This window comes from Streptomyces sp. ERV7, from assembly GCF_001653515.1.
In the GTDB taxonomy this organism is placed as follows: domain Bacteria; phylum Actinomycetota; class Actinomycetes; order Streptomycetales; family Streptomycetaceae; genus Streptomyces.
The window spans coordinates 917,638-942,365 of the sequence record NZ_LYOY01000051.1; the positions used below are offsets into that span (position 1 = coordinate 917,638).

Annotated in this window: 26 protein-coding genes and 2 pseudogenes; 25 read left to right on the forward strand and 3 right to left on the reverse strand. The window is 70.9% G+C overall.

The genetic code is table 11. The annotated features are described in order from the left end of the window. Positions 1-29 precede the first annotated feature (29 nt). A complete protein-coding gene (locus A8W25_RS27045; protein ID WP_067166083.1) occupies positions 30-1,028 on the reverse strand; it encodes a Gfo/Idh/MocA family oxidoreductase in 999 nt (332 codons plus the stop codon). Positions 1,029-1,183: 155 nt separating this feature from the next. Here A8W25_RS27045 and A8W25_RS27050 point away from each other — a divergent pair, with 155 nt between their 5' ends. The 17 genes from A8W25_RS27050 to A8W25_RS27130 all read left to right on the forward strand — a co-directional run bounded on the left by A8W25_RS27050 (position 1,184) and on the right by A8W25_RS27130 (position 16,232). Continuing rightward, entirely contained in the window at positions 1,184-1,903 is a 720-nt protein-coding gene (locus tag A8W25_RS27050) for a GntR family transcriptional regulator (RefSeq protein WP_067167297.1), read from the forward strand. A gap of 137 nt (positions 1,904-2,040) precedes the next feature. Then, a complete protein-coding gene (locus A8W25_RS27055) occupies positions 2,041-3,054 on the forward strand; it encodes a sugar ABC transporter substrate-binding protein (protein ID WP_067166085.1) in 1,014 nt (337 codons plus the stop codon). Between the two features lie 98 nt (positions 3,055-3,152). Further along, entirely contained in the window at positions 3,153-4,166 is a 1,014-nt protein-coding gene (locus A8W25_RS27060) for a sugar ABC transporter substrate-binding protein (RefSeq protein WP_067166088.1), read from the forward strand. Then, positions 4,163-5,212 (forward strand): ABC transporter permease, encoded by a 1,050-nt coding sequence (locus A8W25_RS27065; RefSeq protein WP_067166091.1) that lies wholly within the window; start codon positions 4,163-4,165, stop codon positions 5,210-5,212. Before A8W25_RS27060 ends, A8W25_RS27065 begins: the two co-directional genes overlap by 4 nt. After that, complete coding sequence (locus A8W25_RS27070) at positions 5,209-6,045, forward strand: ATP-binding cassette domain-containing protein (RefSeq protein ID WP_067166093.1); 837 nt, start codon at positions 5,209-5,211, stop codon at positions 6,043-6,045. Before A8W25_RS27065 ends, A8W25_RS27070 begins: the two co-directional genes overlap by 4 nt. 172 nt (positions 6,046-6,217) lie before the next feature. Continuing rightward, positions 6,218-7,312 carry an ROK family glucokinase gene (locus A8W25_RS27075; protein ID WP_079126423.1) on the forward strand — a complete coding sequence of 365 codons (1,095 nt, stop codon included), beginning with the start codon at positions 6,218-6,220 and terminating at the stop codon, positions 7,310-7,312. Further along, a complete protein-coding gene (locus tag A8W25_RS27080) occupies positions 7,285-8,013 on the forward strand; it encodes an FAD-dependent monooxygenase (protein WP_234386626.1) in 729 nt (242 codons plus the stop codon). Before A8W25_RS27075 ends, A8W25_RS27080 begins: the two co-directional genes overlap by 28 nt. Positions 8,014-8,048: 35 nt before the next feature. Then, positions 8,049-8,861: a class I SAM-dependent methyltransferase gene (locus A8W25_RS27085; RefSeq protein WP_067166099.1), complete on the forward strand. Its 813-nt coding sequence runs from the start codon at positions 8,049-8,051 to the stop codon at positions 8,859-8,861. A gap of 242 nt (positions 8,862-9,103) precedes the next feature. Then, the gene (locus A8W25_RS27090; RefSeq protein WP_067166101.1) at positions 9,104-9,319 is read left to right on the forward strand and encodes a DUF6243 family protein; all 216 of its coding nucleotides are present in this window, start codon (positions 9,104-9,106) and stop codon (positions 9,317-9,319) included. 243 nt (positions 9,320-9,562) lie between these two features. Next, the gene (locus A8W25_RS27095; protein ID WP_067167300.1) at positions 9,563-10,867 is read left to right on the forward strand and encodes an alpha/beta fold hydrolase; all 1,305 of its coding nucleotides are present in this window, start codon (positions 9,563-9,565) and stop codon (positions 10,865-10,867) included. Positions 10,868-10,919: 52 nt separating this feature from the next. Then, complete coding sequence (locus tag A8W25_RS27100; RefSeq protein ID WP_067166104.1) at positions 10,920-11,558, forward strand: MBL fold metallo-hydrolase; 639 nt, start codon at positions 10,920-10,922, stop codon at positions 11,556-11,558. Positions 11,559-11,597: 39 nt separating this feature from the next. Further along, complete coding sequence (locus A8W25_RS27105) at positions 11,598-12,377, forward strand: exodeoxyribonuclease III (RefSeq protein ID WP_067161764.1); 780 nt, start codon at positions 11,598-11,600, stop codon at positions 12,375-12,377. A 73-nt stretch (positions 12,378-12,450) separates the two neighbouring features. After that, a complete protein-coding gene (locus A8W25_RS27110) occupies positions 12,451-12,885 on the forward strand; it encodes a DUF6278 family protein (protein WP_067161761.1) in 435 nt (144 codons plus the stop codon). Positions 12,886-13,041: 156 nt separating this feature from the next. After that, the gene (locus tag A8W25_RS27115; RefSeq protein WP_067161758.1) at positions 13,042-13,785 is read left to right on the forward strand and encodes an amino acid ABC transporter ATP-binding protein; all 744 of its coding nucleotides are present in this window, start codon (positions 13,042-13,044) and stop codon (positions 13,783-13,785) included. Between the two features lie 19 nt (positions 13,786-13,804). Beyond that, positions 13,805-14,710 carry a glutamate ABC transporter substrate-binding protein gene (locus A8W25_RS27120; protein WP_067161755.1) on the forward strand — a complete coding sequence of 302 codons (906 nt, stop codon included), beginning with the start codon at positions 13,805-13,807 and terminating at the stop codon, positions 14,708-14,710. 8 nt (positions 14,711-14,718) lie between these two features. After that, positions 14,719-15,363 (forward strand): amino acid ABC transporter permease, encoded by a 645-nt coding sequence (locus tag A8W25_RS27125; RefSeq protein ID WP_067161754.1) that lies wholly within the window; start codon positions 14,719-14,721, stop codon positions 15,361-15,363. Continuing rightward, complete coding sequence (locus tag A8W25_RS27130) at positions 15,360-16,232, forward strand: amino acid ABC transporter permease (protein WP_067161751.1); 873 nt, start codon at positions 15,360-15,362, stop codon at positions 16,230-16,232. The genes A8W25_RS27125 and A8W25_RS27130 overlap by 4 nt, the downstream gene beginning before the upstream one ends. 34 nt (positions 16,233-16,266) lie before the next feature. Here the strand turns inward: A8W25_RS27130 and A8W25_RS33020 are convergent. Beyond that, a pseudogene (locus A8W25_RS33020) lies at positions 16,267-16,471 on the reverse strand (acyl esterase); the annotation flags it as partial. Between the two features lie 17 nt (positions 16,472-16,488). Further along, positions 16,489-17,712: a L,D-transpeptidase gene (locus A8W25_RS27135; RefSeq protein ID WP_067161749.1), complete on the reverse strand. Its 1,224-nt coding sequence runs from the start codon at positions 17,710-17,712 to the stop codon at positions 16,489-16,491. A 222-nt stretch (positions 17,713-17,934) separates the two neighbouring features. Between A8W25_RS27135 and A8W25_RS35195 the strand changes: the two are divergent. The 8 genes and pseudogenes from A8W25_RS35195 to A8W25_RS27170 all read left to right on the forward strand — a co-directional run. Next, a pseudogene (locus A8W25_RS35195) lies at positions 17,935-18,444 on the forward strand (peptidoglycan bridge formation glycyltransferase FemA/FemB family protein); the annotation flags it as partial. Further along, entirely contained in the window at positions 18,371-18,820 is a 450-nt protein-coding gene (locus tag A8W25_RS35200) for a hypothetical protein (RefSeq protein WP_067166107.1), read from the forward strand. The pseudogene A8W25_RS35195 and the gene A8W25_RS35200, both read left to right, overlap by 74 nt. A 46-nt stretch (positions 18,821-18,866) precedes the next feature. Further along, complete coding sequence (locus A8W25_RS27145) at positions 18,867-19,358, forward strand: haloacid dehalogenase-like hydrolase (RefSeq protein WP_067166109.1); 492 nt, start codon at positions 18,867-18,869, stop codon at positions 19,356-19,358. 118 nt (positions 19,359-19,476) lie between these two features. Further along, positions 19,477-20,319: a nitrilase-related carbon-nitrogen hydrolase gene (locus tag A8W25_RS27150; protein ID WP_067166111.1), complete on the forward strand. Its 843-nt coding sequence runs from the start codon at positions 19,477-19,479 to the stop codon at positions 20,317-20,319. Then, positions 20,316-21,596 carry an aspartate aminotransferase family protein gene (locus tag A8W25_RS27155; RefSeq protein WP_067166114.1) on the forward strand — a complete coding sequence of 427 codons (1,281 nt, stop codon included), beginning with the start codon at positions 20,316-20,318 and terminating at the stop codon, positions 21,594-21,596. The genes A8W25_RS27150 and A8W25_RS27155 overlap by 4 nt, the downstream gene beginning before the upstream one ends. A gap of 126 nt (positions 21,597-21,722) precedes the next feature. Further along, on the forward strand, positions 21,723-23,126 hold the full coding sequence (hydA, locus tag A8W25_RS27160) for a dihydropyrimidinase (RefSeq protein WP_067166117.1): 1,404 nt from the start codon (positions 21,723-21,725) through the stop codon (positions 23,124-23,126). A 19-nt stretch (positions 23,127-23,145) separates the two neighbouring features. Next, on the forward strand, positions 23,146-24,144 hold the full coding sequence (locus A8W25_RS27165; protein WP_067166119.1) for a TIGR03842 family LLM class F420-dependent oxidoreductase: 999 nt from the start codon (positions 23,146-23,148) through the stop codon (positions 24,142-24,144). A 147-nt stretch (positions 24,145-24,291) separates the two neighbouring features. Further along, on the forward strand, positions 24,292-24,726 hold the full coding sequence (locus tag A8W25_RS27170; protein WP_067166122.1) for a roadblock/LC7 domain-containing protein: 435 nt from the start codon (positions 24,292-24,294) through the stop codon (positions 24,724-24,726). The last annotated feature ends 2 nt before the right edge of the window (positions 24,727-24,728 follow it).

Here is a 24,728-nt window from a genome sequence, read left to right on the forward strand (position 1 = left end):
CCGGGTCGGTGAACCTCGGGGGATGAGCCTCAGCCGGTGAACTCCGCGACGGCCACCGGGCGGCGCTCGTGCCGCGAGCGCTCGCACGCCTCCGCGACGCGCAGCGCGTGCAGCGCCTCCCGGCCGTCGCAGGGGTTCGCCAGCTCGCCCCGTACGACCCGTACGAAGGCGTCGAGCTCGGCCCGGTAGGCGGGGGCGAACCGCTCCAGGAAGCCGGGCCAGGGCTTCGCGGGGGGCTCGGGCGCGCCCGGCTCGGCCGAGGTCAGCGGGGTGCGCTCGCCGAGCCCCACGGCCACCTGGTCGAGGTCCCCGGCCAGCTCCATCCGTACGTCGTACCCGGCGCCGTTGCACCGGGTCGCCGTCGCCGTGGCGAGGGTGCCGTCGTCGAGGGTGAGGAGGGCCGCGGCCGTGGCGACGTCCCCGGCCTCGCGGAACATCGCGGGCCCCGCGTCCGAACCGGTCGCGTACACCTCGACGACCTCGCGGCCGGTCACCCACCGCAGACTGTCGAAGTCATGGACCAGGCAGTCCCGGTAGAGCCCGCCGGAGAGCGGCAGATACGCGGCGGGCGGCGGCGCCGGGTCCGAGGTGACGGCCCGTACGGTGTGCAGCCGCCCGAGCCCGCCGGACCGCACGCGCTCGCGGGCCGCCGCGTACCCGGCGTCGAAGCGCCGCATGAACCCGATCTGGAGGACCGTGCCCGCGCTCTCGACCTCGTCGAGGGCCGCCAGTGTGCCGGCCAGGTCCAGGGCGATCGGTTTCTCGCAGAAGGCGGGGAGGCCCGCCCGGGCCGCGCGGGCGATCAGGCCGGCGTGCGCGGCGGTCGCCGAGGCGATCACCACCGCGTCCGGCCCGGCCGCGAAGAGCTGGTCGACCGTGGCGGCCGCGGCCCCGGTCCGCGCGGCCGCCACGGCGGCCCGCTCGGGGTCGGCGTCGGCGACGACGAGCTCGGTGACCGAGGGGTGGCCGGCCAGCACCTCCGCGTGGAAGGTGCCGATACGTCCCGTTCCGATGAGTCCGATACGCATGGCCAAAAGGTGACGGTGCCGGATCGTCCTGTCAAGAGTTTGTCCTGACAATCAGACTTCACGACTTCCCGTCAACATGGCCCGCGCACTACGCTCACCCCGTGTCCAAGCAGCCCAGAACCGTGCCGGATCCCGCCGTGCCGCTCCAGCTCAGCGTGGACCGCACCAGCCCGGTCCCGCTCTACTTCCAGCTGTCCCAGCAGCTGGAGGCGGCCATCGAGCGCGGCACCCTCACGCCCGGCAGCCTCCTCGGCAACGAGATCGACCTCGCGGGCCGCCTCGGCCTGTCCCGCCCCACCGTCCGCCAGGCCATCCAGGCCCTGGTCGACAAGGGTCTGCTGGTGCGGCGCAGAGGCGTCGGCACCCAGGTGGTGCACAGCCAGGTCAAGCGCCCGCTGGAGCTGAGCAGCCTCTACGACGACCTGGAGGCGGCCGGGCAGAAGCCCGCCACCAAGGTGCTGCGCAACACCGTGGAACCGGCCACCGCGGAGGTGGCGGCGGCCCTCGGCGTGGCCGAGGGCGACGATGTCCACCTGGTGGAGCGGCTGCGGTACGCGCACGGCGAGCCGATGGCCGAGCTGCGCAACTACCTGCCCACCGGGCTGCTGGCGCTCGACACGCCGCTGCTTGAGACCACCGGCCTGTACCGGCTGATGCGCGGCGCGGGGATCACCCTGCACAGCGCCCGGCAGTCGGTGGGGGCGCGGGCCGCCACCGCCGCCGAGGCCGGGCTGCTCGCCGAGACCGAGGGCGCGCCGCTGCTGACCATGCAGCGCACCACCTTCGACGACACCGGGCGGGCCGTGGAGTTCGGCACCCACATCTACCGGGCCTCGCGGTACGCCTTCGAGTTCCAGCTGCTCGTACGGCCGTGATCCGCGCGGCGGTCCCGGGCGCGCCCCCGGCCGCGATCGCCGCGTAAGAATGTTCGGACAAAGTATTGACGCGTCCGTCCGTACGCCGCTAGAACTCACGTGCCGCGATCCGGCGGCCCAGGCGGAAGGCGGACCCCATGCGCATACCCCGCACGGCAGCCACGGCGACGGCGGTCGCCGCGGCCCTCGCACTCACGGTCGCCGGATGCAGCGGCTCGGGCGGCAAGGACTCCGAGGACAAGGGCGACGACAGCGCCTCGGGCGGCAAGGGCGTCTCCACTCCCCGGATGAAAGTCGCGATGATCACCCATTCGGGCGAGGGCGACACCTTCTGGGACATCGTCCAGAGCGGCGCGAAACAGGCCGCGGCCAAGGACAACGTCGACTTCCTGTACTCGGCCAACAAGGAGGGCCAGCAGCAGTCGCAGCTGATCCAGGCGGCCATCGACCAGAAGGTCGACGGGATCGTGGTCACCCTGGCCAAGCCCGAGGCCGTCCGGGACGTCGTCAAGAAGGCGGTCGCGGCGGGCATCCCGGTCGTCACCGTCAACTCCGGCGCCCAGTACTCCAAGGAGCTCGGCGCGCTCGGCCACATCGGCCAGGACGAGGGCGTCGCGGGCGAGGCGGTCGGCGAGCAGCTGAACGCGGGCGGCCGGAAGAAGGCCGTCTGCGTCATCCACGAGCAGGGCAACGTGTCGCTGGAAGAGCGCTGTGCCGGGGTGAAGAAGACCTTCAAGGGCTCGGTGGAGAACCTGAACGTCGACGGGACCAACACGCCCGCAGCGACGTCCTCCATCGAGGCGAAACTCCAGGCGGGCTCCGGGGGAACGGCCATCGACGCGGTGGTCACCCTCGGCGCGCCGATGGCGGCCGCCGCGGTCAAGGCCAAGGGCGACGCGGGCAGCTCCGCCGAGGTCGACACCTTCGACCTCAACGCCGCCGTGATCAAGCAGTTCAAGGCCGAGGAGATCGGCTTCGCGGTCGACCAGCAACCCTATCTCCAGGGGTATCTCGCGGTCGACGAACTGTGGCTCCACAAGACCAACGGCAACATCGTCGGCGGCGGCAGGCCGGTCCTCACCGGGCCCGCGATCGTCACCGAGAAGGACGTGCCGGCGCTGGAGAAGTACACCGCTCGCGGTACCCGATGATCCGCCGCCGACCTGATGTGACCCATACTTGGGCGGCCGGGGCAGGTCCGCACCAGTCCCGGTCGCACCTGGGAGTACAGCAAGAGGAGCACGGCGTCGTGGCAAGGGTTCGGACAGGGGTACGCGCGGTGGGCGCGGTGCTGGCGGCGGTGCTCGGAGCTTCCCTGGTGGGATGCAGCAGTACCGGGGGCAAGCGCGCCGAGGACGCGCGCAAGGCCGCCTCGGCACAGGGCAAGGCGGCGGTGAACACCCCCCGCTGGAAGGTCGCCATGATCACCCACTCGGGCGACGGCGACACCTTCTGGGACATCGTCCAGAGCGGCGCCAAGCAGGCCGCCGTCAAGGACAACATCGACTTCCTGTACTCGCACAGCGACCAGGGCCAGCAGCAGGCGCAGTTCGTGCAGGCGGCCATCGACCAGAGGGTCGACGGGATCGTCGTCACGCTCGCGAAGCCGGACGCGATGAAGGACGTCGTCGCCAAGGCCGCCAAGGCCGGCATCCCGGTGATCACGGTGAACTCGGGCTCCGAGAAGTCCAAGGACTTCGGCGCGCTCACCCACATCGGCCAGGACGAGACCATCGCGGGCGAGGCCGTCGGCGAGGAGCTCAACAAGCGCGGCAAGAAGAAGGCGCTCTGTGTCCTGCACGAGCAGGGCAACGTCGGCCACGAGCAGCGCTGCGCGGGCACCAAGAAGACCTTCAAGGGCGACCTGCAGAACCTCTACGTCACGGGTACCAACATGCCCGACGTCCAGTCCTCCATCGAGGCCAAGCTCCAGGCGGACAAGTCCATCGACTCCGTGGTCACCCTCGGCGCGCCCTTCGCGGACACCGCCGTCAAGGCCAGGAACTCCGCGGGCAGCTCCGCCGAGGTCGACACCTTCGACCTCAACGCCAAGGTCGCGGCCGAGCTCAAGGACGGCACCCTCGGCTTCGCGGTCGACCAGCAGCCCTACCTCCAGGGGTACGAGGCCGTGGACCTGCTCTGGCTCTACAAGTACAACGGCGATGTGCTCGGCGGCGGGCTGCCGGTGCTGACCGGACCTCAGATCATCACCAAGGACGCGGCCGCAAAGCTGGAGGACTACACGAAGCGGGGGACCCGATGACCGCCACAGCACCAGCGCCGGCGCCCGCGAAGGACGAGCGGCTGATCCAGCGGTCGGTGCTGCGCAAGCTGCTCGGCCGCCCGGAGCTCGGCTCGGTCGTCGGCGCCATCGCCGTCTTCGTCTTCTTCTCCGTCGTCGCGGACAGCTTCCTGCGCGCCTCCAGCCTCTCGACCGTCCTGTACGCGGCGTCGACCATCGGCATCATGGCGGTGCCGGTGGCGCTGCTGATGATCGGCGGTGAGTTCGACCTGTCGGCCGGTGTGCTGGTGACGACGTCGGCGCTCGTCTCGTCGATGTTCAGCTACCAGATGACGGCGAACATCTGGGTGGGCATCGGTGTCTCGCTGCTGACCACGCTCGCCCTCGGCGCCTTCAACGGCTTCATGCTGACCCGTACCAAACTGCCCAGCTTCATCATCACGCTGGGCACGTTCCTGATGCTGACGGGCCTCAACCTCGGCTTCACCAAGCTGATCAGCGGCACGGTCTCCACCAAGTCCATCGCCGACATGGAGGGCTTCGCCTCCGCGAAGAAGGTGTTCGCCTCCCAGCTGACCCTCGGCTCGGTCAACCTCAAGGTGACCATCCTGTGGTGGTTCGGCCTGGTCGCGGTCGCCACCTGGGTCCTGCTGCGCACCCGGTTCGGCAACTGGATCTTCGCGGTCGGCGGCGAGGCCGACGCGGCCCGCGCGGTCGGCGTGCCGGTCTACAAGACCAAGATCGGCCTGTACATGGGCGTGGCGTTCGCCGCCTGGATCTCCGGCCAGCACCTGCTCTTCTCGTTCGACGTGGTCCAGTCCGGCGAGGGCGTCGGCAACGAGCTGATCTACATCATCGCGGCCGTCATCGGCGGCTGTCTGATCACCGGCGGCTACGGCTCCGCGATCGGCTCCGCGGTCGGCGCGTTCATCTTCGGCATGACCAGCAAGGGCATCGTCTACGCCGAGTGGAACCCGGACTGGTTCAAGTTCTTCCTGGGAGCGATGCTCCTGCTGGCCACCCTGCTCAACGCGTGGGTGCGCAAGCGGGCGGAGGCGACGGCATGACGGACGTGACCCTGACCAAGAGCGCCCTCGTGGAGCTCGACGACGTCAGTAAGTACTACGGCAACATCCGCGCCCTCGAAGGGGTCTCCCTGGAGGTCCACGGCGGCGAGATCACCTGTGTGCTCGGTGACAACGGCGCCGGCAAGTCCACCCTCATCAAGATCATCGCGGGGCTGCACCGGCACGACGCCGGGGCCTTCCGCATCGAGGGCGAGGACGTCTCGCTCAGCAACCCGCGCGAGGCGCTCGACCGGGGCATCGCCACCGTCTACCAGGACCTCGCGGTCGTCCCGCTGATGCCGGTGTGGCGCAACTTCTTCCTCGGCTCCGAGCCGACCAAGGGCGCGGGGCCCTTCAAGCGCCTCGACGTCGACCTGATGCGCCGCACCACCCGCTCGGAGCTGCTGCGCATGGGCATCGACCTGCGGGACGTGGACCAGCCCATCGGCACCCTGTCGGGCGGCGAGCGCCAGTGCGTGGCGATCGCCCGGGCGGTCTACTTCGGCGCCAAGGTGCTGGTCCTGGACGAGCCCACGGCGGCGCTCGGCGTCAAGCAGTCCGGCGTCGTGCTCAAGTACGTGGCGGCCGCCCGGGACGCCGGCCTCGGCGTGGTCCTGATCACGCACAACCCGCACCACGCCTATCTGGTCGGCGACCGCTTCGTGCTGCTCAAGCGCGGCACGATGACCGGCAGCCATCTGCGCACCCAGATCACCTTGGACGAGCTCACCCGCCAGATGGCGGGCGGCAGCGAGCTGGAGGAGCTCAGCCACGAGCTCCAGCGGGCCCCCGAGCCGCACCTCGGCGGCCGGGCCGCCGACACCGGCAAGTAACGGCCGGGGCGGTACGGGCACGCGAGGTCGGGTCCCGGCCGGGGTGGCAGAATCGGGCACGGCGGGCGCCGTCCGCCGCCGGCCACCCCGGCTCCCCGAGACCTCCAGGGACGACACCAGTCGTGCGAGCACTCCAGGACACCCCCCTCCCTCCGCGAAGGGGTGCGGCCCGATGAACACCTACCGAGGCTCCGCCCGGGCCACCGTCCTGCGCACCGTCGGCACCCGCGAGCGCCGCTCGCACCTGACCGCACCCCGTGTCCCCACCGTCGGCATCGACATCGGCGGCACCAAGGTGATGGCGGGCGTCGTCGACGCCGACGGCACCATCCTGGAGAAGATCCGCACCGAGACGCCGGACAAGTCCAAGAGCCCCAAGGTCGTCGAGGACACCATCACCGAGCTGGTCCTCGACCTCTCGGACCGCCACGACGTGCACGCGGTGGGCATCGGCGCGGCCGGCTGGGTCGACGCCGACCGCAGCACCATCCTCTTCGCCCCGCACCTCGCCTGGCGCAACGAGCCGCTGCGGGACGCCCTGCAGTCCCGGCTCGCCGTCCCGGTCATGGTCGACAACGACGCCAACACGGCCGCCTGGGCCGAGTGGCGGTTCGGCGCGGGCCGCGGCGAGGACCACCTCGTCATGATCACGCTCGGCACCGGCATCGGCGGCGCGATCCTGGAGGACGGCCGGGTCAAGCGCGGCAAGTACGGCGTGGCCGGCGAGTTCGGCCATATGCAGGTCGTGCCCGGCGGCCACCGCTGCCCGTGCGGCAACCGCGGCTGCTGGGAGCAGTACAGCTCGGGCAACGCCCTGGTCCGCGAGGCCCGCGAGCTGGCGGTCGCGGACTCGCCGGTCGCGTACAACATCCTGGAGCGGGTCAAGGGCAACATCCCGGACATCACCGGGCCGCTGATCACCGAGCTCGCGCGCGAGGGCGACGCCATGTGCGTCGAGCTGCTCCAGGACATCGGCCAGTGGCTCGGCGTCGGCATCGCCAACCTCGCGGCCGCCCTCGACCCGTCCTGCTTCGTCATCGGCGGTGGCGTCAGCGCGGCCGACGACCTGCTGATCGGCCCGGCCAGGGACGCCTTCAAGCGCCAGCTGACCGGCCGCGGCTACCGGCCCGAGGCCCGGATCGCCAAGGCGCAGCTGGGCCCGGAGGCGGGCATGGTCGGCGCGGCGGACCTCGCCTGGGGGGGGGCGGGGTCTTCGGGGCGGGCGACGCGGCCCACACCATCCCGCCGCTCGGCGCCTTCGGGATGAACTCCGGCATCGCGGACGCCCACAACCTCGCCTGGAAGCTCGCCCAGGTGCTGCGCGGCACGGCGGGCGAGGGGCTGCTCGACACATACCACGCCGAGCGCCACCCCGTCGCCGCCTTCACCATGCGCCAGGCCCTGCTCCGGCTGAAGAACCCGGGCCTGCACTGGAACCCGTTCGCCGGGGCCCAGCGCCAGGAGGCGGGGATGGCCAACACCCCCGTCGTGCACCTGGGATACCGGTACGACTCGGCCGCCGTCGTGGACGCCAGGACCGAGATCCCCTCCACCGAGGACGTCGCCGCCAGTCTCGACGGCGCCCCCGGCTCGCGCCTGCCGCACCACTGGGTGACGCGGGCCGGCGACCGCGTCTCGACCCTGGACCTGGCGGCGGCCCGCTGGACCCTGCTGGCAGGGCCGGACGGCGCCGTCTGGTGCGAGACGGCCGCCAAGATCGCCGCGGAGGCCGGTCTCGACCTCGCCGTGCACCGGATCGGCGGAGCCGGCGCGGACATCGACGACCCGACGGCCGACTGGGCCCGAGCGGCCGGCACCGGTGCCGATGGCGCACTGCTGGCCAGGCCCGACGGTTTCGTCGCCTGGCGTGCCGAGGAGGCCGCGGCCGACCCCGGCCGGACCCTGTCCGACGTGTTCTCGGCGGTGCTCGACCGCCCCGGCCTCGAACGAACCCGTGGTGCACAGTGACACCCGATACGCCCCTTTCGGAGGAGCACACCGTCATGGAAGCCGTTTCCTACACCGCCCAGTGGACCGCCGCAGCCCGCGCCCTCGAAACGGAGCGCGACGACGCGTTGTTCAGCGACCCCTACGCACGCGCCGTGGCCGGCGAGGCCGGTTTCAAGCTCCTTGAGCGGTACGCGAGCCCGGTCACCGTGGCGTACCTGGCGCTGCGCACGGCCTATCTCGACCAGGTGCTGCTGAACTCGCTGGAGGCGCACGAGATCGACCAGGTGGTCTTGGTCGCCGCCGGCATGGACACCCGCCCCTACCGGCTGAGCTGGGGCCGCAAGGTGTCCGTGTTCGAACTCGACCGGTCCGCCCTGCTGGACGTCAAGAGCGAACTCCTCGCGGACGCGGAGCCGGCCGAGGGCCTGACCCGCACCACCGTCGGCGTCGATCTCGCCGGTTCCTGGCAGTCGGCCCTGCTCGACGCGGGCTTCAGCACCGAGGCGCGCACGCTGTGGATCGTCGAGGGCCTGCTGTACTACCTGGAGGAGGGCGCGGTGCGCGGGCTCCTCGAATCCCTGGCCAGGCTCTCCGGCCCCGGCGCGCTGGTGGCGGGCGACCTCATCAGCACGGCCGCGCTCAGCAACCCGGTGGCCCGCCCCTTCATCAAGGCGCTGGAGGAGGACGGGGCCCCGTGGCTCTTCGGCACCGACACCCCGGAGGACCTGCTGGCCGAGTGCGGCTGGAGCGTCCAGGAGATCAAGCAGCCGGGTGAGGAGGGGTCCGGCCGGTGGCCGTACCTCGTCCTGCCGCGCCATGTGACGGACGTCCCGCGCAACTTCCTGTTCACCGCCGTGCTGAGCTGACGCCCTCGCACCACTGCGAATCAGGGGCCCCACCGGTCGGAGATCTCCGGTGGGGCCCCTCGGCACGGGGAAAACCTGGTGTGTGGGGCCGACGGAAGCGGGTAACGTCTTTGTCATGTTCTTCCAGACGCCGATTTACGAGTGAGAGCGTGACGGGCCCCCGCTGACGTCCTTTGACGTCGCCGCGCCCGTCCCCCACCGATGAATCCGCACATCACCACACATCACCATCGGGAGAACCCGTGACCGACAGCAAGAACGTCAACAACCCCGTGGGCCAGGGCGGCGGCCAGCGCAAGAAGCAGTCCCGCGCCGAACGGCAGAACAACGGTCCGTACCGCAACCTCGACCGCCAGGGTGCCGCCGACAAGAAGGCGGAGCTGGTGCGCAAGATGCGCGAGAAGGCGGCCGCGGCCAAGGGCGCCGGGCAGACGGGCGACGACACCGCACAGAGCTGACGCACCGCCGCCGCAGGGCGGCACCGCACGGGGCGGGGCCCGGACCGCGAGGCGCGGACCGGGCCCCGCTTGCCGTACCGGGCGCGGCCGGTCCCGCTCAGCTCTTCGGCCGAGCACCGCACTCCCCGCCCGATCCGGCCTCGCGCGGACCCTCCACGGAGCCGGAGCTCTGCCACATGGCCGGACCACTACGGCCAGGACCCCGCCTCCAGGGCCTGTGGCGAGATGTGGGAGCGTGAGCCGGTGAGTGAGAGTAAGCCGAACACCCTGCAATACCGCTCTGACGGGCCAGAAGACGCACCGGTTCTGGTCATGGGCCCATCGCTTGGTACCACCTGGCACATGTGGGACCGCCAGATACCCGAGCTCTCCGGGAGCTGGCGGATCGTCCGCTTCGACCTCCCTGGCCACGGCGGCGCCCCGGCCCACCCGGCGGCCTCGGTGTCCGAGCTCGCCGACCGGCTGATCGCCACCCTCGACGAGCTGGGTGTGCAGCGCTTCGGCTACGCGGGCAGCGCGATCGGCGCGGCCGTCGGCGCGGACCTGGCCCTGCGCCACCCGGGGCGGCTCGCCTCGCTGGCGCTGGTCGCCGCTTCCGCCCGGTTCGGCACCGCCGACGAGTTCCGCCAGCGGGGTGTGGTCGTCCGCAGCAACGGGATGGACCCGATGGCCCGCAGCGCGCCCGAGCGCTGGTTCACCCCCGCCTACGCGGCGGCCCAGCCCGCCATCGTGGAGTGGGCCGTCCAGATGGTCCGCACCACCGACCCCGGCTGCTACATCGCCGCCTGCGAGGCGCTGGCCGCCTTCGACATCCGCGCCGACCTCGGCCGTATCGGCGTCCCGACGCTGGTGCTGGCCGGCGCCGAGGACCGGGTGACCGGGCCCGGCGCCGCGCGCACCCTGGTCGCCGGGGTGCCCGACGCCCGGCTCGCGGTGGTGCCCGGTGCCGCGCACCTGGCGCCCGTGGAGCAGCCCGCCGCCGTCACCGACCTGCTCGTCCACCACTTCTCGACGGCCTGGCACGAGACGCTCCCGGCGATCCCGGTACCGGCCGCGCCCGCGGTCGCCGCGGCCGCGCAGCCGCCGCAGGCCCCGTACACCCTGCACGTGCCCGTCCCCATGGCCGCCGAGCCCGCGCCGGCCCCGGCGCCCGCGCCCGCCGGGCGGCCCGACCCGTACGAGCAGGGCATGAAGCTGCGCCGCGAGGTCCTCGGGGACGCGCGCGTGGACGAGGAGACCGCCGACGCGGACGGCTTCACCGGAGACTTCCAGGAGCTCGCCACCCGCTACGCCTGGGGCGAGGTGTGGGCCCGCGACGGGCTGGACCGGCGCACCCGGGCCGTGGTCGCGCTCGCCGCGCTGGTGGCGGGCGGGCACCTCGACGAGGTCGCGGCCCACACCCGCGCCGCGCTGCGGGCCGGGCTCACCCCCGACGAGATCAGGGAAGTGCTGCTCCAGACGTCGGTCTACTGCGGCCTCCCGGCGGCGGGCGCGGCCTTCCGGGCGGCCGCCGCGGTCATCCGCGAGGAGACCACCCCGCAGCCCTGAGCCCTCCGGGTGCGTCCGGGCGCCACGGCGCCCGCCGTAGCAGGATGGGGCCATGAGCCTGAAGCTGACCAAGAAGACCCATGCGTGCGTCCGGCTGGAGAAGGACGGCCGGACGCTGGTCATCGACCCCGGCGCCTTCAGCGAGGCAGACGCCGCGCTCGGCGCCGACGCCGTCCTCGTCACCCACGAGCACCCGGACCACTTCGCCGAGGACCGGCTGCGGGCCGCTCTGGAGGCCAACCCGGCGGCCGAGATCTGGACCCTGCGCAGCGTCGCGGAGAAGGTCTCGGCGGCCTTCCCCGGCCGCGTCCACACCGTCGGGCACGGCGACGCCTTCAGCGCGGCCGGGTTCGACGTCCAGGTCCACGGCGAGCTGCACGCGGTGATCCACCCGGACCTGCCGCGGATCACCAACGTCGGCTTCCTGGTGGACGGTTCGCTCTTCCACCCCGGCGACGCGCTGACCGTCCCGGACCACCCGGTGGACACCCTGATGCTTCCGGTGCAGGCGCCGTGGAGCAAGATCTCCGAGGTGATCGAGTACGTACGGGAGGTCGGGCCGCGCCGCGCCATCGACATCCACGACGCGCTCCTGACCGACCTCGCCCGGCCGATCTACGACACCCACCTCGGCAATCTCGGCGGGGCCGACCACACCCGGCTGAGCCCGGGGGACTCGGCGGACCTGTGACGCCGGTGACTGTCGGACCCCGCCGTTAGGCTGTCTCGCATGCGCATCGCGACCTGGAACGTCAACTCGATCACCGCCCGGCTGCCCCGCCTCCTGGCCTGGCTGGAGAGCACCGGCACGGATGTGCTGTGCATCCAGGAGACCAAGACCACCCTGGAGGGCTTCCCCGCCGCCGAGCTCCGCGAGCTGGGCTACGAGTCGGCGGTCCACGCGACGGGGAGGTGGAACGGAGTGGCGCTGGTCTCCCGGGTGGGCCTGGAGGACGTGGTCCTCGGTCTGCCCGGCGACCCCGGCTTCGAGGAGACCCTGGAGCCCCGCGCCGTCTCGGCGACCTGCGGCGGAGTGCGCCTGTGGTCGGTGTACGTGCCGAACGGCCGCGAGGTCGGCCACGGCCACTACGCGTACAAGCTGGCCTGGTTCGAGGCGTTGAAGGCGGCCGTCGCCCAGGACGCGGCGGGGGAGCGGCCGTTCGCGGTGCTCGGCGACTTCAACGTCGCCCCGACCGACGAGGACGTGTTCGACGTGGCGTTCTTCGAGGGCCAGACCCATGTCACCCCGGCCGAGCGGGCCGCGCTCGCCGCGCTGCGCGAGGCGGGCCTCTCCGACGTGGTGCCCCGCCCCCTGAAGTACGACCGGCCGTATACGTACTGGGACTACCGCCAGCTGTCCTTCCCCAAGAACCGGGGCATGCGCATCGACCTGGTGTACGGCAACGAGCCGTTCGCCAAGGCCGTCAAGGACAGTTATGTGGACCGCGAGGAGCGCAAGGGCAAGGGCGCCTCCGACCACGCGCCGGTCGTCGTCGACCTGGAGATCTGAGACGGGAGATCTGAGAATCGCACCCCGCGTGCCCTGTGGTGCGCGGCTCTGTGCGAATGGGACGCTTGACGCCATGAACATCCTGGACAACTGGCGCAAGCGGCACGGCTCGCAGCGGACGGCGGCCCTCGCCGAGGCGGTGCAGACCGATCCGGAGGGTGTGGGCGAGCTGCTGGCGGAGTGCGAGCTGCTCCGGGTCAGGGCGCAGCAGGCCGGGCTCGAACTGGACGACAGCCCGGCCTCGTTGGCGGCGCTCGACCAGCTGCCGCCGCGCTGGCGGGACGACCCGGAGGAACTGCCCTGGCTGGGCAACGACGCGGGCCTGTATCTGGGCACCGTGCTGGTGCGGACGGTCGAGGGCGCCTCCTGGCAGGTGTGGCCGGGCGGGCAGCCGGTGGTGCGGCTCGCCTCGGGGCGCGAAGTCGACGTGGTGGGCGCCGGCGTCGAGTGGGCGGCGAGCGGCACGCCCGAGCTCTCGCAGGTGTACGCGGAGGCCTCCGAGGTCTGACCGTCGCGCACACGGAAGTCAACGTGGCGTTGACCCAACCCGCCGGTAACCCAAAATACGGTTTATGTCCTGTTCGTGCGTGTCGAAGTGAAGTCCCTTTCCGGGCTGGATAGTTTGCGCTGACCTCGACACAGCGATGAGTGGGCAGGACAGCGTATGGCCGTCGATCCGTTGATCGAGCTGCGTGACGTCAACAAGTACTACGGGAAGTTGCACGTCCTCCAGGACATCAACCTCACCGTCGGACGCGGGGAGGTGGTGGTCGTCATCGGCCCGTCCGGCTCGGGCAAGTCGACGCTCTGCCGGACGATGAACCGCCTGGAGACGATCGAGTCGGGCGCGATCTCCATCGACGGCAGGCCGCTGCCGGAGGAGGGCAAGGGGCTCGCCGCGCTGCGCGCCGAAGTCGGCATGGTCTTCCAGTCCTTCAACCTCTTCGCTCACCGGACCGTCCTCGCCAACGTCTCCCTCGCCCAGATCAAGGTCCGGGGACGCAAGAAGGAGGAGGCCGACCAGCGCTCGCGCGAGCTCCTCGACCGGGTCGGCCTCGCCTCCCAGGCCGACAAGCTGCCCGCACAGCTCTCCGGCGGCCAGCAGCAGCGCGTCGCCATCGCCCGCGCCCTCGCCATGAGCCCCAAGGTCATGCTCTTCGACGAGCCCACCTCCGCGCTCGACCCGGAGATGATCAACGAGGTGCTCGAAGTCATGCAGCAGCTGGCGCGCGACGGTATGACCATGGTCGTCGTCACCCATGAGATGGGCTTCGCCCGCTCCGCCGCCAACCGCGTCGTGTTCATGGCCGACGGAAAGATCGTCGAGGACCGCACTCCCGACGAGTTCTTCACCAACCCGCACAGCGAGCGTGCCAAGGACTTCCTCTCCAAGATCCTCAAGCACTGAACGGGGAGTGGACGCAACCATGACGCGTACGCGACGCGCGCTGGCCGCCCTCGCACTGCTCCTGGCCGCCGCCGGGTGCGGCAAGTCGGGCAGCCCGCCGGTCAAGGGCCCGCAGCCCGACCAACTGCCCCACTACCGGGTCATGACGGGCTTCACGCTGCCCGACTCACCGGTGTGGCGGCGGGCGAAGAACCGCGGCCACCTGGTCGTCGGCGCCAAGGAGGACCAGCCCTACATGGGCGAGAAGGACCCGGCCACCGGCGTCTACTCCGGCTTCGACATCGAGATCGCCAAGATGATGTCCGCCTCGCTCGGCTTCGACCCCAAGTCCGTCGAGTTCAGGACGATCGCCTCCGCCAACCGCGAGACCGCCCTGCAGAACGGCCAGGTCGACTACTACGTCGGCACCTACACCATCAACGACAACCGCAAGAAACTGGTCGGCTTCGCCGGGCCCTACTACCTGGCCGGCCAGGGCCTGCTCGTGCGCACCGACGAGGACGACATCGACGGGCCGCAGGACCTGAACGGCAAACGCGTCTGCTCGGCCGCGGGCTCCACCCCGTACCAGCGCATCCAGAAGGACTACCCGAAGGCCGAACTCGTCGCGTACGACACGTACTCCGTCTGTGTGGACAACCTGCTCACCTTCCAGGTGGCCGCCGTCACCACCGACGACACCATCCTCAGCGGGTACGCGGCCAAGGTGCCCGACGAGCTCAAGGTCGTCGGCAAGCCATTCTCCAAGGAGCCGTACGGCGTCGGTGTGCCGCGCGGCGACAACGCCCTGCGCTTCGCCCTGGACGACGCCATCGAGACCCACGAGAAGAACGGCGACTGGCAGAAGGCGTACGACGCGACGCTCGGTCTGTCGGGACGCAAGGCCGCGCCCGCTCCGCCCATCGACCGCTACCCGGCGAGCTGAGGCCCCGCATGGACGTACTGACCAAGAACTTCTCGCTGTACGGCAAGGGCTTCCTCGGCACCGTCGAGCTCACCGTCTACGCCTCGGCCGTGGCCCTGGTGCTCGGCTTCCTGATGGCCTCGTTCCGGGTCTCGCCGGTGGGCTCGTTCCGGGCGCTGGGCACCGTGTGGGTGAACGTGCTGCGCAACACCCCGCTCACGCTGCTGTTCTTCGCGGTGCTGCTCGGGCTGCCGCGCTTCGGCCTGGTGCTCCCCTTCAAGCTGTTCGCGGTGATCGCGCTGGGCTGCTACACCTCCGCGTTCATCTGCGAGGCGTTGCGCTCGGGCATCAACACCGTGCCCACCGGCCAGGGCGAGGCGGCCCGCAGCCTGGGGATGACCTTCGGCCAGACGCTGTCCGGCGTGGTGCTGCCGCAGGCCTTCCGCTCGGTCATCCCGCCGGTCGGCTCCACCCTCATCGCGCTGGCCAAGAACTCCGCCATCGCGGGCGCGTTCAGCGTCACCGAGCTGCTCGGCACGTACAAGACGCTCAACGAGCTCGGCTACGACATCGTCTGGACCTTCATCTGGATCGCCGTCGGCTATCTGATCATCACGCTCACCATCAGCGCCGTCTTCAACCTCCTGGAGAAGTACTGGGGAGTCGCCCGATGACCGCACAACTGGCCAGAGAGGCCACCGCCCTCTACGACATCCCCGGCCCGAAGACCCGGCAGCGGCATCTGCTCTACGGGGTCGGCTCCACGTTTCTGATCCTCGCCCTGCTGGGCTGGATCATCTATCTGCTGTTCGACACCGACCAGTTCACCGTCACCAAGTGGCGGCCCTTCGAGTACGAGGGGATCCAGCGGCTGCTGCTGCGCGGGCTCGGCAACACGCTCAAGGCCTTCGGGTTCGCGGCTCTGTTCTCGCTGGTGCTCGGCGCGGTCCTGGCGACCGGGCGGCTCTCGGACCACCGGGCGGTCCGCTGGCTCGCCACGCTGGTGGTCGAGTTCTTCCGCGCCATGCCCGTCCTGGTCATGATCTTCTTCATCTTCGTGGCGCTGAAGGTGCAGCCGTTGCCGGCGCTGGTGGCCGGACTGACGCTCTACAACGGCTCGGTGCTCGCCGAGGTGTTCCGCTCCGGCGTCAACTCCGTGGAACGCGGCCAGAAGGAGGCGGCATTCTCGCTCGGGATGCGCAAGACGCAGGTCATGACGTACGTGCTGGTCCCCCAGGGGATCCGGGCGATGCTGCCGACCATCATCAGCCAGCTGGTGGTCGCGCTGAAGGACACCTCGCTGGGCTATCTGATCACCTATGAGGAGTTCCTGCACGCGGGGAAGCTCATCGCTTCGAATCTCGACTACGATTTGCCGTTCATCCCCGTGGTGATGGTGATCTCGCCGATCTACATCGGGATGTGCATGCTGCTCTCCTGGTTCGCCACCTGGATGGCCAGGAGACAGAAGCGCAATCCCAAGACGGAGGCCGTGGACGTCGCCCCGGCCGAACCAGGGACGCTGCTGCCTGGAGTGCAGTAGCAAGGGGGCAAGCCCTCCCGGCAGCAGCCGGTGATCACTCCTCGCGGAGAGGGACCGTCAGATACGACGGGTCTGACGCGGGCGAGGAGAAGGTCAGCTGCGCGCCGGTCGGGTTGCGCTCGTTGTAGAGCGGGTCGACGGTGTCCACGGAAGGTGTAGGGGGCGTTGCTGACCGGCTTGCCGAGGCCGAGCGGGCCCTCGTCGTACAGATATGCGACGAGGGTGCCGCTCTCCTTGGTGGTGCACCGGTGGGGCTCTAGCCCGCGGTGGTGGAAGCCCCGCTCAGGGCGCTCTTGGCCTGCCACTGCTGCCAGCTGAGGTTCCACTCGCCGTAGCCGTTGTTGAGCGCCTGGGTGCCCTTGGCGTCGTCGCCGGTGATCTCGAACGGGTCGCCGGGCTGCACCATGCCGTACAGCTCCTTGGCGTTGGCGTCGCTCATGCCGATGCAGCCGGAGCTGTGGTTGGTGTTGCCGAAGTAGTCGGCGTTCCAGGGCGCGGCGTGCGCGTACATCCCGGACCAGGTGAGGCGCATCGAGTAGTCGACCATCTTGTTGTAGGCGTCGCCGAGCCCGACCGTCTCGGAGTTCATGTTGATCGTGCCCTCCTTCGCCATCAGGACGGCCTTGCCGCGCCAGGACGCCTTGTCGCCGCCGGGCGTGCCCCCCGACACCGGGATGTCCTTGACCACGGCGCCGTCGCGGTACAGCTTGAGGTGGTGGTTGTCGAGGCTGACCTTGACGACCTGGTTCTTGCCGATGGTCACGTTGGTCGTGTAGTCGCGCACGAACCAGCCGCTGCCCGAGTCGACGCCGTTGAGGTCCGCGTTGAGCGTGACCTTGGTCCCGCTCTTCCAGTACTCCTTGGGCCGCCAGTCGACACGGGACTTGCCCGAGTAGTCCTCCATCCAGCCCCAGGACCCCTCGGTGTTGTTCGAGGTGGTCACCTTGAGCTGCTTCTCCACCGCCGCCTTGTCCTTGACCGGGTGGTCGAAGACGATCGACAGCGGCTGGCCGACGCCGACCGTGGAGTTCTTGCCGGGGACCAGGGTCAGCTTGTTCACCTTGTCCGCGGCGGCGGTCGCGAAGCCGGCCTTGGCGGTGGAGCCCTTGTCGTCCTTCGCCTCCACGGCGTACGTGGTGCCGGGCGCGGCGTTGCGGTCCGAGGTCCAGGTCCTGCCGTCGGCGGCTATCTTCCCCGCCAGCTTCCCGCCCTTGGCGTCGGTGACCGTGACCTGCTGGAGCTTGCCCCCGGCCAGGGTCACCTTCACGGGCTCGCCGGCCTTCGCCTGCTGCCCCGTCAGGTTCACCGAGATCTCGGCCTTCTTGGCGGATGCGATGTCGGCGCCCCCCTTGCCGTCACCGGAGCCGCCCGAGCCACCGGAGCAGGCGGTGAGCGCCGCGGCGAGGACCGCGGTGCCGGCGATGACGGCGTTACGGACCGGGCGGCGGCGGAGCGGGGTGTGACGGCGTATGCGGCTCAACTGGAAAACCTCCGTAGCAATGCTTCTCCGTAGGAGAGAGTCGGTCACTCGACTCTAGGTTGCACAAAGCGCGGGAAATCTCCGGGATTCGATTGTGACGACGACCGCAGAGGAACTGTCACCGTCCGGTCACATCCGTCGCGCGGCCCGGTCATGGTCCGCTGTGAGCATCCTGTGCATCCCCGTGGAACCGATGACGGGGCGTACTTGGAGGTCACCCACGTGTCCGCACTGCTAGTGACCGGCGATCGCGACCGCGACCAGGACCTGCGGGTGCGCGGTCTCTCCGTCGCCGAGTACCGGTCCTTCCTCGCGGGCCGCTCCGGCGCGAGTTTTCTGCAGCACCCCTCATGGGCCGAGGTGAAGGACCAGTGGTCTGCGGAACGGGTCGGCTGGCACCTTGACACGGGTGAGCTGAAGGGCGCGGCGCTCGTGCTCTACCGGCAGTTCCCGGGCACCCGGAAGTACTTCGCCTATCTTCCCGAGGGGCCGGTCGCGGACTGGGCGGACCCCGAAATCGACCGCTGGATGGGGCCGTTGCTGCGCCATCTGCGCCGGGCCGGCGCCTTCGCCGTACGCATCGGGCCCTCGCCCGCCTACCGGCGCTGGGACGCGGCCCTGCTGAAGTCCGCGACCGGTACCGGCCGCAGGGTCGGCGATGTGCTCGCCACCGAGGTGGACTCGCTGGGCAGCGCCGTCGCCGAGCGGCTGCGGGCGCGCGGCTGGCGGCGGCGCCGACTGGGCCACCCTGCTGTGGGAGGCTGCCTCGCTGCCGCCCGACCGGCTCGCCGCCGCGGCCGCCGCACTCGCCGGCGCCGGGCAGAGCGCCGACTGCCACCGGCTGCTGCGCCAGGGCGTGACCCGGCCCGCCGAGCAGATCGCGGACGCGGTGCTCGCGCTGGGCGACGCCGGGCGCGAGCGCGAGGCGGACGCGCTCCTCAACGCCTTCGTCCGGGTCCGCACGCCGGAGGACGCGGCGCATCTGGCCGCGCACGCCCCGGCACGCCTCGGCCCGCAGCTGCTCGCCGCCGCCGGGGCGGTCTCCGAGGGGCGGCGGCGGGACGTCGTCCACGCCTTCCGGGTGGCCAGAATTGCAACAGAACGTTGAAGTCGCTGGATTGAGGTGAGGGCGCGGCTGGGCAGGGTCCGTAGTGATGATGGACAACGACGCCCATATATCCCGGCCCCCCGTCGCCGCGTTCTTCGATGTCGAGGGCACGCTCCTGGCGCTGCCCGAGCTGCCCCCCGGCGGCCCCGGGCCGCCGCTCGGCCGCCTCTGGCACCCGCCCGTCCTCGCGGCCCTGCACGGCCACGCCGCCCGGGGGCACCTGGTGGTCCTGGTGACGCCGTCGTCGGCCGGGGCCGTCGCGCCCGTCGCCCGCGAGCTGGGCGCGGGCGCGGTGCTCTGCGCCCGGCCGCGCGCCCCGATGGCCGGCCAGGGCAAGGGGTACGCGGCCCGCGCCCTGCTGCGCGAGCACGCCCTGCTCGCCGCGGACTGCTACGCGTACGCGGACGAGGCGGCCGATCTCCCGCTGCTCGCCGAGGTGGGCAACCCGGTGGTCGTCGGCGACGACCCGGTGCTGCTGAGGCACGCCCGGCGGGGCAACTGGGCCCGGCTGCCCGGCCCCGTACCGAGGGAAATGTGATCGACTTCGTGGCGTAATGGAGATGGTCTTGCCACGGTGCGTGACGGGCTTTACCGTCTCTCCACACGCAATCTACGCGTGTGGATGCCTGGCTGACGGCCCGTCTAAGGAGCAGCTCATGGCCACTGTTGTCCGCGCCGCACTGGTCCAGGCCAGTTGGACCGGCGATACCGAATCCATGATCGCCAAACATGAGGAACACGCCCGCGAGGCGGCCCGGCAGGGTGCGAAGATCATCGGTTTCCAGGAGGTCTTCAACGCCCCGTACTTCTGCCAGGTGCAGGAGCCCGAGCACTACCGGTGGGCGGAGCCCGTGCCGGACGGGCCGACCGTGCAGCGGATGCGGGAGCTCGCCCGCGAGACCGGGATGGTGATCGTCGTCCCGGTCTTCGAGAGCGAGGGCTCCGGTTTCTACTACAACACCGCGGCCGTGATCGACGCCGACGGCAGCTACCTCGGCAAGTACCGCAAGCACCACATCCCCCAGGTGAAGGGGTTCTGGGAGAAGTACTACTTCAAACCGGGCAACCTGGGATGGCCGGTCTTCGACACCGCCGTGGGCAGGGTCGGCGTCTATATCTGCTACGACCGGCACTTCCCCGAAGGCTGGCGGCAGTTGGGTCTCAACGGCGCCCAGCTCGTCTACAACCCGTCCGCCACCTCGCGTGGACTTTCGGCCTATCTGTGGCAGCTGGAACAGCCCGCCTCCGCGGTCGCCAACGAGTACTTCGTGGCCGCCATCAACCGGGTCGGCCGCGAGGAGTACGGCGACAACGACTTCTACGGCACCAGCTACTTCGTGGACCCGCGCGGCCAGTTCGTCGGCGAGACCGCGAGCGACAAGGAGGAGGAACTCCTCGTCAGGGACCTCGACTTCGGGCTCATCGACGAGGTGCGCCAGCAGTGGGCGTTCTACCGCGACCGGCGGCCCGACGCCTACGAAGGGCTGGTGAAGCCGTGACCTCGCTCTTCGACCGCCACCGCGCGGTCCTGCCCGAGTGGCTCGCGCTCTACTACCGGCACCCGATCGAGATCACCCACGGTGAGGGCCGCCACGTCTGGGACGCCGAGGGCAACCGCTACCTCGACTTCTTCGGCGGCATCCTCACCACGATGACCGCCCACGCCCTGCCCGAGGTCACCAAGGCCGTCTCCGACCAGGCCGGCCGCATCATCCACTCCTCCACCCTCTACCTCAACCGCCCGATGGTGGAGCTCGCCGAGCGGATCGCCCACCTCTCCGGCATCCCGGACGCCCGCGTCTTCTTCACCACCTCCGGCACCGAGGCGAACGACACCGCGCTGCTGCTCGCCACCGCCCACCGCGGCTCCAACCAGATCCTGGCGATGCGCAACAGCTACCACGGCCGCTCGTTCAGCGCGGTCGGCATCACCGGCAACCACGCCTGGTCCCCGACGAGCCTGTCGCCGCTGCAGACGCTGTACGTGCACGGCGGCGTCCGGTCCCGAGGCCCCTACGCGGAGTTGAGTGACCGTCAGTTCATCAACGCCTGTGTGGCCGACCTGGAGGACCTGCTCGGGCACACCCGCGAGGTCGCCGCGCTCATCGCCGAGCCCATCCAGGGCGTCGGCGGCTTCACCTCACCCCCGGACGGGCTCTACGCCGCCTTCCGCGAAGTCCTCGACCGGCACGGCATCCTGTGGATCAGCGACGAGGTGCAGACCGGCTGGGGCCGCACCGGCGACCACTTCTGGGGCTGGCAGGCGCACGCCGAGAACGGCCCGCCGGACATCCTCACCTTCGCCAAGGGCATCGGCAACGGCATGTCGATCGGCGGTGTGGTGGCGAGCGCCCGCGTCATGAACTGCCTGGACGCCAACTCGATCTCGACCTTCGGCGGCTCCCCGGTCACCATGGCCGCGGGCCTCGCCAACCTCTCGTATCTGCTCGAACACGACCTCCAGGGCAACGCGCGCCGCGTCGGCGGACTGCTCATCGAGCGGCTGCGGGCCGTCGCCGCCCAGCTCCCCCTCGTACGGGAGGTGCGCGGCCGGGGCCTGATGGCGGGCATCGAGCTGGTGAAGCCGGGTACCGACGAAGCCCATCCGGAGGCCGCGGCCGCCGTGCTCGAAGCGGCCCGTGAAGGCGGCCTGCTGATCGGCAAGGGCGGCGGCCACAACACCAGCGTGCTGCGCGTCGCCCCGCCCCTGAGCCTCACGGTCGCGGAGGCGGAGGAGGGCGCGGCAATCCTGGAACGAGCACTGAGGGGCGTGTAGCCCCCGCGCGCAGGAGGTGCCGTCAAGGGGCGCGGGGAACCGCGCGACGAGCCCGGGACGGCCCGCAGTCGAGAGTCGACGCTCCCGAGCGGAGCGAGAACGGCCGTGTACGAAAGGGCACCACCCATGAGTACCCGCACACTGATCCGCGGCGGCCTGGTGATCACCGCCGCCGACGAAATCCACGCCGACGTACTGATCGAGGACGGCCGTGTCGCCGCCCTCGCCGCGCACGGGTCGAGCGCGGCGCAGAGCTGGAGCGCCGAGCGGACGATCGACGCGACGGACAAGTACGTCATCCCGGGCGGCGTCGACGCCCACACCCATATGGAGCTCCCGTTCGGCGGGACCTTCGCCTCCGACACCTTCGAGACCGGGACCCGGGCCGCCGCCTGGGGCGGCACCACCACCATCGTGGACTTCGCCGTGCAGTCACCGGGCCACGCCGTGCGCGAGGGCCTGGACGCCTGGTACGCCAAGGCGGACGGCCGGTGCGCGATCGACTACGCCTTCCACATGATCCTCTCCGATGTGAACGAGCACTCGCTCAAGGAGATGGACCTCCTGGTGGAGGAGGGCATCACCTCCTTCAAGCTGTTCATGGCGTATCCGGGCGTCTTCTACAGCGACGACGGCCAGATCCTGCGGGCGATGCAGCGCTCGGCCTCCAACGGCGGGCTGATCATGATGCACGCCGAGAACGGCATCGCGATCGACGTCCTCGTCGAGCAGGCGCTCGCCGCCGGCCGCACCGACCCGCGCCATCACGGCGAGGTGCGCCGCGCCCTGCTCGAAGCCGAGGCCACCCACCGCGCGATCCAGCTGGCCCGGGTCGCCGGGGCCCCGCTCTACGTCGTGCACGTGTCGGCCGAGGAGGCGGTCGCCGAACTGGCCGCCGCCCGGGACAAGGGACTTCCCGTCTTCGGCGAGACCTGCCCGCAGTACCTCTTCCTCTCCACGGACAACCTGGCCGAGCCCGGCTTCGAGGGCGCCAAGTACGTCTGCTCGACGCCGCTGCGGCCCAAGGAGCACCAGGCCGCGCTCTGGCGGGGGCTGCGCACCAACGACCTCCAGGTGGTCTCCACCGACCACTGCCCGTTCTGCTTCGTGGGGCAGAAGGAGCTCGGCCGGGGCGACTTCTCCAAGATCCCCAACGGGCTGCCGGGCGTGGAGAACCGGATGGACCTCCTCCATCAGGCCGTGCTCGACGGCCACCTCACCCGGCGCCGCTGGATCGAGATCGCCTGCGCGAGTCCGGCCCGGATGTTCGGGCTCTACCCGAAGAAGGGCACCATCGCGCCGGGCGCCGACGCGGACGTGGTCATCTACGACCCGCACGCCGAGCAGACCATCTCCGCCGAGACCCACCACATGAACGTCGACTACTCGGCGTACGAGGGCAGGCGGATCACCGGCCGGGTCGAGACGGTCCTCTCGCGCGGCGAACTCGTCGTCGACGAGCGCCGGTTCACCGGACGGGCCGGACACGGCGTCTACACCCCGCGGGCCACCTCCCAGTACCTCCGCTAGTCACCAGGAGCAGCACCACATGGACTTCGGACTCGTCCTGCAGACCGACCCGCCCGCCTCGACCGTCGTCGGCCTCATGCGCCGCGCGGAACGCAACGGCTTCCGCTACGGCTGGACCTTCGACTCGGCGGTCCTGTGGCAGGAGCCGTTCGTCATCTACAGCCGCATCCTGGAGCACACGCGGCAGATGCACGTCGGCCCGATGGTGACCAACCCGGGCACCAGGACCTGGGAGGTCACCGCCTCCACCTTCGCCACCCTCAACGACATGTACGGCAACCGCACCGTCTGCGGCATCGGCCGCGGCGACTCCGCGATGCGCGTCGCCGGGCGCAAGCCCAACACGCTGGCCCGCCTGGGCGAGGCCATCGGCGTGATCCGCGACCTCGCGGAGGGCCGCGAGGCCGAGGTCGACGGACAGCGCCTGAAGCTGCCCTGGGTCAGGGACGGCAAACTGCCCGTCTGGATGGCGGCGTACGGTCCGAAGGCGCTGGCCCTGGCCGGTCGGCAGGCCGACGGCTTCATCCTCCAGCTCGCGGACCCGTTCCTGACGGAGTGGATGGTCAAGGCGGTCCGCACGGCCGCCGTGGAGGCCGGGCGCGACCCCGCCTCGGTGACCATCTGCGTCGCCGCCCCGGCGTACGTCGGCGACGACCTCGCCCACGCCCGCGAGCAGTGCCGCTGGTTCGGCGGCATGGTCGGCAACCACGTCGCGGACCTGGTGGCCCGGTACGGCGAGCACTCGGGCCTGGTGCCCGAGGCGCTCACCGACTACATCAAGGCGCGCCAAGGCTACGACTACAGCCACCACGGCCGCACCGACAACCCGGACACCGCCTTCGTCCCCGACGAGATCGTCGACCGCTTCTGCCTCCTGGGCCCCGTCGAGGCGCACATCGAGAAGCTGAAGGCGCTGCGCGACCTGGGCGTCGACCAGTTCGCGGTGTACGCGATGCACGACGCGCGCGAGTCGGTCATCGACGCGTACGGGGAGCGGGTGATCCCGGCGCTGAGCTGAGGAGTCCAGGGGCGCCCGGACTCCGCGGGCGCCCCGCTCCCGACCCGGGGAACTCCCCGCCCCGCACGGCCCCGCCCCACCCCGCACAGCCGTTACACCACCCCCAGGCAGAAACTGACGCCGAACACTCCAAGGAGTAGATGCACCATGGCGAGCGATGCGCCGACCGGACACGTCTCGGACCTCGACTGGCTGCTCAGCGGCCTTGTCCAGCGGGTGCCCTACACACGCAACGCGGTCCTGCTCTCCTCCGACGGGCTGGTGAAGTCCGTTCACGGTCTCGACGTCGACAGCGCCGACCACATGGCGGCCCTCGCCTCCGGGCTCTACTCGCTGGGCCGCAGCGCGGGCGCGCGCTTCGGCGACGGCGGCGAGGTCCGCCAGGTGGTGGTGGAGCTCGACTCCACGCTGCTGTTCGTCTCCACGGCCGGCTCGGGCACCTGTCTCGCCGTGCTCGCCGGGCGCGAGGCGGACGCGGCGGTGCTCGGGTACGAGATGGCGATGCTGGTGAAGAGCGTACGGCCCTACCTCGTGACACCGGCCCGGCAAGGTGCCGGTACACCGAGCGGCACGAGGCGCTGAGC

Bases quoted from the DNA above. Each gene is read 5' to 3' on its own strand.
- A8W25_RS27150 (WP_067166111.1), top strand. From the start codon at position 19,477: ATGGCCACTGTTGTCCGCGCCGCACTGGTCCAGGCCAGTTGGACCGGC.
- A8W25_RS27065 (WP_067166091.1), top strand. From the start codon at position 4,163: ATGACCGCCACAGCACCAGCGCCGGCGCCCGCGAAGGACGAGCGGCTG.
- A8W25_RS27125 (WP_067161754.1), top strand. From the start codon at position 14,719: ATGGACGTACTGACCAAGAACTTCTCGCTGTACGGCAAGGGCTTCCTC.
- A8W25_RS27105 (WP_067161764.1), top strand. From the start codon at position 11,598: ATGCGCATCGCGACCTGGAACGTCAACTCGATCACCGCCCGGCTGCCC.
- A8W25_RS27075 (WP_079126423.1), top strand. From the start codon at position 6,218: ATGAACACCTACCGAGGCTCCGCCCGGGCCACCGTCCTGCGCACCGTC.
- A8W25_RS27145 (WP_067166109.1), top strand. From the start codon at position 18,867: ATGATGGACAACGACGCCCATATATCCCGGCCCCCCGTCGCCGCGTTC.
- A8W25_RS27170 (WP_067166122.1), top strand. From the start codon at position 24,292: ATGGCGAGCGATGCGCCGACCGGACACGTCTCGGACCTCGACTGGCTG.
- A8W25_RS27100 (WP_067166104.1), top strand. From the start codon at position 10,920: ATGAGCCTGAAGCTGACCAAGAAGACCCATGCGTGCGTCCGGCTGGAG.
- A8W25_RS27110 (WP_067161761.1), top strand. From the start codon at position 12,451: ATGAACATCCTGGACAACTGGCGCAAGCGGCACGGCTCGCAGCGGACG.
- A8W25_RS27130 (WP_067161751.1), top strand. From the start codon at position 15,360: ATGACCGCACAACTGGCCAGAGAGGCCACCGCCCTCTACGACATCCCC.
- A8W25_RS27045 (WP_067166083.1), bottom strand. From the start codon at position 1,028: ATGCGTATCGGACTCATCGGAACGGGACGTATCGGCACCTTCCACGCG.
- A8W25_RS27070 (WP_067166093.1), top strand. From the start codon at position 5,209: ATGACGGACGTGACCCTGACCAAGAGCGCCCTCGTGGAGCTCGACGAC.
- A8W25_RS27055 (WP_067166085.1), top strand. From the start codon at position 2,041: ATGCGCATACCCCGCACGGCAGCCACGGCGACGGCGGTCGCCGCGGCC.
- A8W25_RS27085 (WP_067166099.1), top strand. From the start codon at position 8,049: ATGGAAGCCGTTTCCTACACCGCCCAGTGGACCGCCGCAGCCCGCGCC.
- A8W25_RS27115 (WP_067161758.1), top strand. From the start codon at position 13,042: ATGGCCGTCGATCCGTTGATCGAGCTGCGTGACGTCAACAAGTACTAC.
- A8W25_RS35200 (WP_067166107.1), top strand. From the start codon at position 18,371: ATGTGCTCGCCACCGAGGTGGACTCGCTGGGCAGCGCCGTCGCCGAGC.
- hydA (WP_067166117.1), top strand. From the start codon at position 21,723: ATGAGTACCCGCACACTGATCCGCGGCGGCCTGGTGATCACCGCCGCC.
- A8W25_RS27120 (WP_067161755.1), top strand. From the start codon at position 13,805: ATGACGCGTACGCGACGCGCGCTGGCCGCCCTCGCACTGCTCCTGGCC.
- A8W25_RS27165 (WP_067166119.1), top strand. From the start codon at position 23,146: ATGGACTTCGGACTCGTCCTGCAGACCGACCCGCCCGCCTCGACCGTC.